Below are 10,178 nucleotides of genomic sequence, written 5' to 3'. Positions count from 1 at the left end.
ATCAGTTTAGCGGCAAAAGAATACACAGAGGGCAATATAAAACCGCAAGCGGGAAAATAATCAATGCGGATGTTAATGGCGCATTGAACATCATGCGTAAAAGTAGCGTTGTGGATGTTAACATCCTATACGGTAGAGGCGAAGTGGACACGCCTGTAAGAATAAGGATTGCCTGACTTGTCGGGTGGAAACTTAAATATCAAACTTCTTAAATAGAACCGTCAGGTTCTTAGAAGCCACCTACCTTTAGGTGGGTGGTAGTTCACAAAAAATATTTATTCTCATTTTTCATTGAATTGCTTATATGAATAGTGTAATATTTGAATAATCTTTAGGAGAAATAATAATTTCTTCTGGAAATATTGTGATAGGAGGCCTTATGAAAAACGAATTAATGATTGTCATTGACTTTGGTGGACAATATAATCAGTTGGTCGCTAGACGTGTCAGAGAATGTCAGGTCTATTGTGAGATCTATTCTTACAAGATTGATATAGAGAAAATCAAAGCCATGAATCCTAAGGGAATCATCCTAACGGGCGGACCAGATAGCTGTTATGAAGAAGGAGCAGCTACCTATTCTAAAGAGTTGTTTAAGTTAGGAATTCCTGTACTCGGACTTTGTTACGGGGCACAGCTTATGCAGCATCTTTTAGGTGGAAAAGTTGAAAGAGCTGACTTTAGAGAATATGGCAAGACACAGGTTGAATTTGATACAAATTCTGCATTATTTGAAGGATGTAAGCCATCTTCTACTGTATGGATGAGTCATTTTGATTACATCTCACAGTTAGGAGAAGAATTTGTTTCAGTTGCTCATTCTGACAACTGTCCTGTGGCAGCGTTTGAATCTAAAGAAAATCCATTATATGGTATTCAGTTCCATCCTGAAGTTCTACATACTGAAGAAGGAACAAAGATGATCAGAAACTTTGTCATGAATGTCTGCAAGTGTCAAGGTGACTGGATCATGAGTAACTTTGTAGAAGCACAGATCAAAGCTATCAGAGAAAAAGTAGGGAACGGTAAAGTTCTTTGTGCATTATCTGGTGGTGTAGATTCATCAGTTGCGGCAGTATTGCTTTCAAAAGCAGTAGGTAAGCAGTTGACATGTGTCTTTGTGGATCATGGTTTACTTAGAAAAAATGAAGGAGATGAAGTCGAAGCAGTCTTTGGAGAACAAGGTGCTTATGACTTGAACTTTATTAGAGTCAATGCTCAGGAACGTTATTATTCTAAATTAAAGGGTGTAACAGAACCTGAACAGAAGAGAAAGATTATTGGTGAAGAATTCATCAGAGTCTTCGAAGAAGAAGCTAAAAAGATTGGTGCTGTTGATTTCTTAGTACAGGGTACAATCTATCCTGATGTCGTAGAATCAGGATTAGGTGGAGAATCTGCAGTGATCAAATCACATCACAACGTTGGTGGATTACCTGATCATGTAGATTTCAAGGAAATCATTGAACCATTAAGAGATTTATTTAAAGATGAAGTACGTAAAGTCGGTCTTCAGCTTGGTATCCCTGAATACCTAGTATTCAGACAGCCATTCCCAGGACCTGGACTTGGTATCAGAATCATTGGTGAAGTTACTGCTGATAAAGTTAAGATTGTACAGGATGCTGATGCAATCTATAGAGAAGAAATCGCAAAAGCTGGACTTGATCGTTCAATCGGACAGTATTTCGCAGCTCTTACTAATATGCAGTCAGTAGGTGTCATGGGTGATGAAAGAACTTATGACTACGCTGTCGCTTTACGTGCTGTTAATACAATTGATTTCATGACAGCTGAAGCAGCTAATATTCCATTTGAAGTATTAAATACAGTTATGTCAAGAATCATCAATGAAGTACGTGGTGTTAATAGAGTAATGTATGATATTACATCTAAACCACCAGGAACTATTGAATTCGAATAATAGATTATTGCTTAAAACGGGTATTAATACAGGATAAAATGACATGTTTTGTCCCTGTATTCAAGTAAAAAGCAGTGATATTGTTATATAGGATGCGTGAGAAGAATTGAATTTCTTTTCACGCATTTTTTATTTCCATGAAGATACAATTTTTATTAAATGGAGGATTTGGCCTATATTTTGGTTATCTTTATCGTCGCTATGGAATATTTTATGTGAAGATGGCTCATGGAACGACTTATCTGATTATTGATGTAATAAGGAATATAGTTTTTATTGCTTTGTAATTCAAAGTATATTATGATAAAAACAAATTAGGAAATAGGGGGGATATGATGGCAGTTTTATCAATGATTGTGATCATGTTATTTTTATTAATTTGTTTTACAGCTATTATTGCTTTATTAGCCACCATTCTTGGGATTGGAAGCATTGGAATCACGTCGCTGATTTCAGGAATTGTTTTATCATTAAAAGGTCAAAAAGTAGAACATTCTCATATCTTAAAGATTATCGGTATTATCTTACTGATCTTTGGAATACTATATCTCTTTGCTTTTGGTTTAGCTATTATGTTTATATTTGGATAACAGGTTTATGTCTATGAAGGGGTTAATATTATATTTTCTAATACCGGCAATACCTTATTGGCTTGTCAAAGAATAAAAGATAAAGCTAAAGGGATTTCTTTTGATCTCTTTAATATGAGGGATGGTTATCCTGATCTTAATGATTATGATATTGTTGGTTTTGCGACATATGCGTGTGGTGTAAAAGTCGCACAATATGTTTTTGACTATATGACAGGATTAGAAGCTGTTCAAGATAAGTTGGTGTTCGTCTTTACAACATATGGAAAAGATAATGGATCATCCTGTATGGTTCTTGCCAGACTTGTTTTACGAAAGGGATTCAAAATGATTGGGGAACATGCGCTTCATACACCGGAAAACTATCCACCGGTTATTCGTTTGGAACATGGTTATGAGCATTATCCTACTAAAAAGCAGGTGAAAGCTTTTGATGATTTTATAGATGATTTATCTAAGAAAGCTATGCTTGGTATTCATCAGAAGACTATCATGTGACATCAAAATGGCGTTATGCTATTGTGAGAACAATTATCAATGGGAAACCGCTTCGATATGTTATGGGAAAGAAGAAAGTGGATCAGCATGCATGTGTGAAATGTGGCCTATGTGTTCGCACTTGTCCTTATAATGCTATTTTAATGAATGAATATCCAGTCTTTAATGAGAAAAAATGTCAGGGCTGTTTTGCCTGCTATAATAAATGTCCTAAGAAAACTATTTATACAAAACGATATCATCATTTTGCACATTATCCAAAACCATTACCAGAAGTTGTTGCTAAATTAACTGTTAAGAATGATGAATAAAAGAATTCATCCCAATCATATAGAAAATAAGGTATACTATATTTATGAGGTGATGATATGGCCAATATGAACGATGTTGCTAAACTTGCCGGCGTATCAAGAGGAACAGTTTCTAATTATATTAATAATGTTAAAGTCAAAGAAAAATCAAGAATTAAAATTGAAGCGGCTATTAAAGAATTAGGCTATATTCCTAATGTGGCAGCACGAGAATTAAAGACCAATACTGCTAGTAATGTTGTATTTATTGTACCGAGTGTATGGAATCCATTTTTTTCTGAGCTGACTTATTATTTACAGTTAGAACTTAAAAAAATTGGGAAGAAACTATTATTATGCAATTCAGAAAATGATTATAAATCAGAGATTGAATATATTGAGATGGCTAAACAAAATAAAGTTTATGGCATTATTTCTGTCTCATACAGTAATATTTTACCTTATTTAAATGATAATTTGCCTTATGTTGCGATTGAACGTTATTATAATGACTCAATTCCTTATGTGACAAGTGATAACTTTAATGGCAGTAAATTAGCAGTTAGAGAATTACATAAAAGAGGGTGTAAGCATATCTTACATATTACAAGAAAGGTGGAAGTGAATGCGGCTCTTACTGATCGAAGAAATGGTTTTGAAGAAGAATGTCAAACATTGAATGTTGATTATGCTATTTTTGATTGTGAATGTCAATCAGAAGATTTCCGAGATAAAGTAAATGAATATCTTCATGATGCCTATGACAAAGGTATACACTTTGATGGAATTACATGTGGAACAGATCGTTATGCTCAATATGTTCTTGAAATATTAAATGATCTTCATTTACAAGTACCACAGGATATTCAAGTGATTGGTTTCGATGGGGTAAAAAGTTATCCTAATGAACGATTAACAATTTCTACGATAAAGCAGGACGTTAAAAAATTAGCTGAAGAAGCAGTGCAGATGCTTGCATGTGTACACGAAAAAAAAGCGGTTACAAGCAAGGTTTTACCTACTTCATTTTTACAACTAAGAACTACAAAGGAGTCATAGAAATTTTATCTATGATTCTTTTTTATTGAAAATAAAAAAATTTTATTGCATTAAAATATCCCCTATGCTAGTATTTAATTAGAAATTGGAACGTTCCAAAAAAAGGAGGAAGAAAATGAATTACGAAAAAATGGCAAGCGATGTCATTGCGAATGTTGGTGGCAAAGACAATATCGCGAGTGCGGCACATTGTGTCACAAGATTAAGATTAGTATTAAAGGATACTTCAAAGTATGACAAAGAAGTTCTTGAAAACATTGAAGGAGTAAAGGGTGTCTTCTTCAATGGTGGACAGCTTCAAATTGTATTTGGGACAAAAACCGTTGATTTAGTTCATGCGGAAGTCCTTAAAAAGACAGGAATGGCTGAAGCCTCATTAGCAGATGTTAAGAGCGCGGCTACACAGGGAAATAAATTTAAAATGGCCTTTAAAGCGTTCTCGGATGTATTTGTGGCATTGATTCCGGCCATTGTAGGATGTGCCATGATCCTTGGACTTAGAGCTTTATTAATCACTGAAGGATTATTTGGTTTAAATGGAACTTTAGCTGATACATATCAATGGGCTAAAGATCTGAGTTCATTCTTAAATATTATTGCGACAGGACTTAATTTCTTACCTGTACTTGTGGCTTATTCTGCGACAAAGAGATTTGGCGGGAATCCTGTTCTTGGTATTATTCTTGGCTTGATTCTCATTCATCCAGAATTAGGAAATCGTTTTGAATATGTTCAAGGAACAGCTAAAGCAGTTAAATACTGGCATTTCTTTGGCTTAAATATTCCTCAGGTTGCTTTCCAGGGTGGTATTTTTCCAGCTATTTTAACTTCTTTATTTATGGCTAAGTTTGAAAAATTAGCAACTAAGTTTGTTCCTCAGGTGCTATCATTCGTATTAGTTCCAACATTAACAATTATTGTTTCTTCATTATCATTATTTATCGTATTTGGTCCTTTAGGAGATGTCATTGCTTCTGGTTTAGGAGTAGCTTGTGAATTCTTATATGTGAAATTAGGTGTTGTTGGGGCCTTCGCTTTTGCGGCTCTTTTACAGCCATTAGTTATTACTGGGACACATCATGCTATCGGAAGCATTGAAGCACAGTTATTATCATCTACAGGATTTAATTATATTCAGCCATTATGGGCTGTATCAATTATTGCGCAGGGTGGCGCTTGTATTGGAGTATTTATGCTAGCAAAAAAACATTCTAAATTAAAAGAAACAGCAGTATCTAGTTTTGTTCCTACATTAGTAGGTGTATCTGAACCCGCAATCTTTGCTGTAAACTTAAGAGATTCTATTGTCCCATTCTTATGTGGTGCACTTGGTGCAGGTATTGGTGGTGTTTATATGAAATTACTTGATGTCAAAGCATTAGGTTTTGGGTTAACAGGTATTCCAGGTATTACAATCGTTAATCCACCGGTTATGATCCATTATGTGATTGGAAACTTAATTGCCTTTATTATTCCTGTTGTATTGTTATTCCTTTATAACAAATTCAAAGGATTACAGGGGATTGATAAATAGGAGATTTTATGCAGTTTAAACAATTTGAAAAATATACTTATATTCAACCGCAACATCATCTTTATCTAGAAGAATTAAAACATTTTGTATCAAAAAGTAAATATCTTCCAAGATATCATATCTATCCAAAATGTGGGTTAATGAATGATCCTAATGGTTTAGCATATTTCAATAATCAATATCATGTGTTTTATCAATGGTTCCCTTTTGAACCAAATCATGGCATGAAACATTGGGGACATTGTGTTTCAGATGATCTTGTGAATTGGAAAGAGGAAGATGTCGCCTTAATTCCTGATCAAGAGTATGAAAAAAATGGCTGCTATTCAGGAAATGCTATTGAGAAAGATGAGATTTTACATTTATTTTATACAGCTAACTATAAATTAGAAAACGGTAAGATCCCTAAACAAGCACTTGCTTATATGGATAAAGATGGACATATTACAAAAGAAATGACTAATCCGGTAATTGATGGCGCACCAGCAAAAATGACTGGTGAGATCAGAGATCCATTTGTATTTGAAAAAAATGGTGAATACTATATGCTTCTAGGTGGAAAAACACAGGAAGAAGAAGGAGCGTTGCTTGTTTATAAAAGTCATAATTTGATTGATTGGCAATATGTGGGTGAACTTGATCTATCAATCAACACAGGTTATATGATTGAATGTCCAGGATATATCGAAGTAGATGGAAAAGATGTTCTTATGCTTTCTGTTATGGGATTAGAAAAAGAAGAATTAAAATATCAGAACCAATTTACTTCATTGTATCTAATTGGAACATTGGATTTAGAACATCTTAAGTTCCATATTGAAACGATGGACGAAATTGATAATGGCTTTGACTTCTATGCTCCTCAGGTTTTCTATGGGAAAGATAAAGCGCCAATGATGCTTTCCTGGTTTGGCTGTGGTGAACAGCGTCTTATTAGTGATAAAGATATGTGGAAACATGGCTTAACTATGCCACATATATTAAAAATTTCTGATCATAGATTATGCAATTATATTTCTGATGATATAAATAAAGCATTCAATAATCATCATCAATTTGAAGATACCAAGACTCTCACTGAATCCAATACCTATCATATACAATTTGATTTATCAAAACAGGGTAACGAGTGGGTAAGATTCGGTGATGAAAATGATTATTGGGAATTCTCGATTGATTTTGATAAGAATGTTATGACATTAGATCGTTCCCATCTCCATCATCTATTTGATCAAGACAATGGCTTAATAAGACAATGTGAAGCCTTAAATAAAGAAGAATACAAAGTGGATATTTATGTAGATAATAGCTTTGTAGAAATCTTTGTGAATGAGGGAAGTAGATCATTTATGATGAGATGCTTTAACCTCCATGAAATGAAACATGAAATAAGATTTAAGTATAAAGCTGTAGGAACAATTGACTACTTTAATAAATAATATGTAATGGGGGAATTATCTTGAAAAAAGTATTATGTGCCGGAGAAGCGTTGATTGATTTTGTATCTGATCATCCAGGAATGAGTTTGAAGGATACTTCAAGCTTTACAAGAAAAGCCGGTGGAGCACCTGCCAATGTGGCAGCCGCAATTGCAAAGCTAGGTGCTGAAGCTTACTTTTGTGGAAGTGTCGGTCAAGATTTCTTTGGTGACTTCTTAGAAGAAACTTTTAAGAACAATCATATTAATACAGATATGATGTATAAACTGAAAAATAGAAATACGACTCTCGCCTTCGTATCCTTAAAAGAGGATGGAGATCGTGATTTTAGATTTATGCGTGATGCGGATGCTGTATTATCCTATCAGAAAATAGAAAAATATTTAAATCAGTTTGATCTCTTTCATTTTGGGAGTGCCACAGCCTTCCTAGATGGAGAATTAAAAGACACTTACTTTAAAATTATGGAGTATGCGAAAAAGCATGATAAGATCATTACTTTTGATGCAAACTACCGTGATGCATTAATTACAGATGAAAAAGAGTATATCAGATGCTGCAAAGAATTTATTAAAAACAGTTATATTGTCAAATTAAGTGATGAAGAAGTCAAACTTATTAGCAGCATTGATGATATTAAAGAAGCATCAAAAAGTATTGCTTCATTAGGATGCAACTATTTATTAGTCACTCTTGGAAAAGAAGGATCATTGCTTGTATCAGGGAACAAGCAAGTCATTATTCCAGTTGAGGAAGTAAAAATGGTTGATGCCACAGGGGCCGGTGATGCATTTATTGGTGCTATTATTGCACAGGTTTTAAATACACCGGAAAAAACAATGGAAGAGATTGCGCGAATAGCGAATATTGTGGGGGCTATGACGACGACTAAAGTGGGTGCTTTAGAATCTATTCCAACATGGAATGAAATAGAAAAATGCTTAGAAGCAGGTGAATGATTGAATTATGGGTTTGTTTTCATTGTTTAATAAAAAAAAGAAAATTGAATTAAAAGCTTATTTAAGTGGACGTCTGATCCATCTAGAAGATGTCAACGACGGTGTTTTCTCCAAAAAAATGATGGGAGAAGGCATTGCGATTGAACCTACCTCAAATGAATTATTGGCCCCAGCAGATGGTGAAGTCATTGTTATTATGGATAAATCATTTCATGCTGTTGGACTAAAACTAAAAGATCAAACTGAAGTCCTTCTTCATATAGGAATTGATACCGTCTATATGAATGGTGACGGATTTACTCCCCATGTAAAAGTAGGAGATCATGTTAAAACTGGTCAAAAACTTATTACATTTGATCGTGATAAAATAAAAAAAGCAGGGTATCGAGATGTGACTGTTTTAGCAATAACACAAGAAGGCAATCAGGGATCAATACATTTTATTGAGCCAATTTGTGTCAATGCTAATGATACTATCATTTCTCAGTTATAAATTATTACTTCAAACTATAAACCTTCATTAGAAAAATTTCTCTCTATTAAAAACAAGGCAATGTATGCCTTGTTTTTATATCTTTACTATTTGAAAATTTATTGATAAAATAGTTTGAAGTACATAATATGGAGGGAAATATGATTAATAGTATACTACTTATAGCTGTAACAGTATGTGCGATTGCGTCTTATCTGATGGGACGATTTGGTGTGGAGCGTATTAAAAAGAATTTACATCTTATTGTTTTAGGTTTTGCTTTATTTATGTTATTTATAGGTGTTTTAAATTATCAGGGAGCGCAGTATAGTAAAAATTTTAAATGTGTTCCTGGCTATATTACAGATGTAAAGAGTACAAGAAGATATGTTTCAAAACATTTTAGGACAGAGTATTCATGTGTTATTCATTATACTTTTACGGATGGAAAAATGTATTATACAAAACAGGATGGACTTGTAGATAAGCCCAATGAAAACTTATCAAAGGTGTGGGTGAGCCGTGATAATGAAGAAGTGCACATGTTTTCTCCAAAAAGTTCATTATCATCTTCCATGTATAATTTTATGTTGGCAGGACTCTTATTTTTAATCAGTATTCCACTCTTTATTCTTCATAAAAAGAAGTATCCAAGACTTTCTGCAGATGAGTTAGAGGATGCAAGCATTATCGGTATGATTATGAGCTTTGTTGGAGGAATTGTTGCTGTATTGAATATCAATGCGGTCATTGGTAATTTTATCCGTCATGAAAGTATTGAATACTTTAATTTAGATATATTTGTCGTAGGTCTTTTAATAACTGTTGTTTCTATTATTGTTGTAGTATATTCAAAAAGAAAACTGAAATATTGATCTTAATAATTATTTGTCATTGACGAATATCTAGAAGTATATTATCTTTAGATATAGAATTGAATATCTTCGGGGCAGGGTGAAATTCCCTACCGGCGGTAAAGCCCGCGAGCATTATGCATGAATCGGTGAAATTCCGATGCCGACAGTACAGTCTGGATGGAAGAAGAACAAGTAGTGATATTTATTGTCATACTTTTTTGTGTAGAAAATGTTCCGAACAGAAATGTTCGGAATTTTTGTTTATACGGGAGTAGTGTCGATATTTGAATGGCCCCACATGCAGTGGGGCCTTTTTTTAGGAGAAAAGACTATGAAAAAAGATGATGCTTATTATATGAGACGTGCTATCTCTTTAGCGAAGCTAGGAGAAGGATATGCGCATCCTAATCCTTTGGTGGGGGCAGTGATCGTTAAGGGGGATGTTATTGTCGGAGAGGGGTATCACAAGAAATGTGGGACTCTTCATGCGGAAAGAAATGCTTTTGCCTCTTTAAGAGATAAAGAGGATGCATTGCATGCGACTATGTATGTCACC

10 protein-coding genes, 1 pseudogene and 1 riboswitch are annotated in these 10,178 nt (G+C 34.1%); all 11 genes and pseudogenes read left to right on the top strand.

What is annotated here, in order from left to right:
• The first annotated feature begins 379 nt into the window (after positions 1-379).
• A complete protein-coding gene (gene guaA, locus T513_RS0108895) occupies positions 380-1,924 on the top strand; it encodes a glutamine-hydrolyzing GMP synthase (RefSeq protein WP_029072976.1) in 1,545 nt (514 codons plus the stop codon).
• Between the two features lie 335 nt (positions 1,925-2,259).
• Entirely contained in the window at positions 2,260-2,514 is a 255-nt protein-coding gene (locus T513_RS0108890) for a hypothetical protein (RefSeq protein ID WP_031589818.1), read from the top strand.
• A 57-nt stretch (positions 2,515-2,571) separates the two neighbouring features.
• Entirely contained in the window at positions 2,572-3,012 is a 441-nt protein-coding gene (locus tag T513_RS0108885) for a flavodoxin family protein (protein WP_031589817.1), read from the top strand.
• Positions 3,009-3,323, top strand: a complete 315-nt coding sequence (locus tag T513_RS0108880) for a 4Fe-4S binding protein (protein WP_031589816.1) — start codon at positions 3,009-3,011, stop codon at positions 3,321-3,323. Before T513_RS0108885 ends, T513_RS0108880 begins: the two co-directional genes overlap by 4 nt.
• Positions 3,324-3,380: 57 nt before the next feature.
• Positions 3,381-4,361: a LacI family DNA-binding transcriptional regulator gene (locus tag T513_RS0108875; protein ID WP_031589815.1), complete on the top strand. Its 981-nt coding sequence runs from the start codon at positions 3,381-3,383 to the stop codon at positions 4,359-4,361.
• A 115-nt stretch (positions 4,362-4,476) separates the two neighbouring features.
• Complete coding sequence (locus T513_RS0108870) at positions 4,477-5,895, top strand: PTS transporter subunit EIIC (RefSeq protein WP_031589814.1); 1,419 nt, start codon at positions 4,477-4,479, stop codon at positions 5,893-5,895.
• An 8-nt stretch (positions 5,896-5,903) separates the two neighbouring features.
• Positions 5,904-7,334 (top strand): glycoside hydrolase family 32 protein, encoded by a 1,431-nt coding sequence (locus tag T513_RS0108865; RefSeq protein ID WP_080703143.1) that lies wholly within the window; start codon positions 5,904-5,906, stop codon positions 7,332-7,334.
• Between the two features lie 20 nt (positions 7,335-7,354).
• Positions 7,355-8,293 carry a carbohydrate kinase family protein gene (locus T513_RS0108860; protein WP_031589812.1) on the top strand — a complete coding sequence of 313 codons (939 nt, stop codon included), beginning with the start codon at positions 7,355-7,357 and terminating at the stop codon, positions 8,291-8,293.
• A gap of 7 nt (positions 8,294-8,300) precedes the next feature.
• Positions 8,301-8,786 (top strand): PTS sugar transporter subunit IIA, encoded by a 486-nt coding sequence (locus tag T513_RS0108855; protein ID WP_051654425.1) that lies wholly within the window; start codon positions 8,301-8,303, stop codon positions 8,784-8,786.
• A 140-nt stretch (positions 8,787-8,926) separates the two neighbouring features.
• Complete coding sequence (locus tag T513_RS0108850; RefSeq protein ID WP_031589810.1) at positions 8,927-9,640, top strand: DUF3592 domain-containing protein; 714 nt, start codon at positions 8,927-8,929, stop codon at positions 9,638-9,640.
• A 61-nt stretch (positions 9,641-9,701) separates the two neighbouring features.
• Positions 9,702-9,815: riboswitch (FMN riboswitch) on the top strand.
• A 138-nt stretch (positions 9,816-9,953) separates the two neighbouring features.
• Positions 9,954-10,178, top strand: a pseudogene (locus T513_RS0108845) (bifunctional diaminohydroxyphosphoribosylaminopyrimidine deaminase/5-amino-6-(5-phosphoribosylamino)uracil reductase RibD); the annotation flags it as partial.

This window comes from Kandleria vitulina DSM 20405 (assembly GCF_000702065.1).
Classification (GTDB): domain Bacteria; phylum Bacillota_I; class Bacilli_A; order Erysipelotrichales; family Coprobacillaceae; genus Kandleria; species Kandleria vitulina.
The sequence above is the reverse complement of the archived record's forward strand: the minus strand, read 5'-3'. Positions and strand labels throughout refer to the sequence as shown.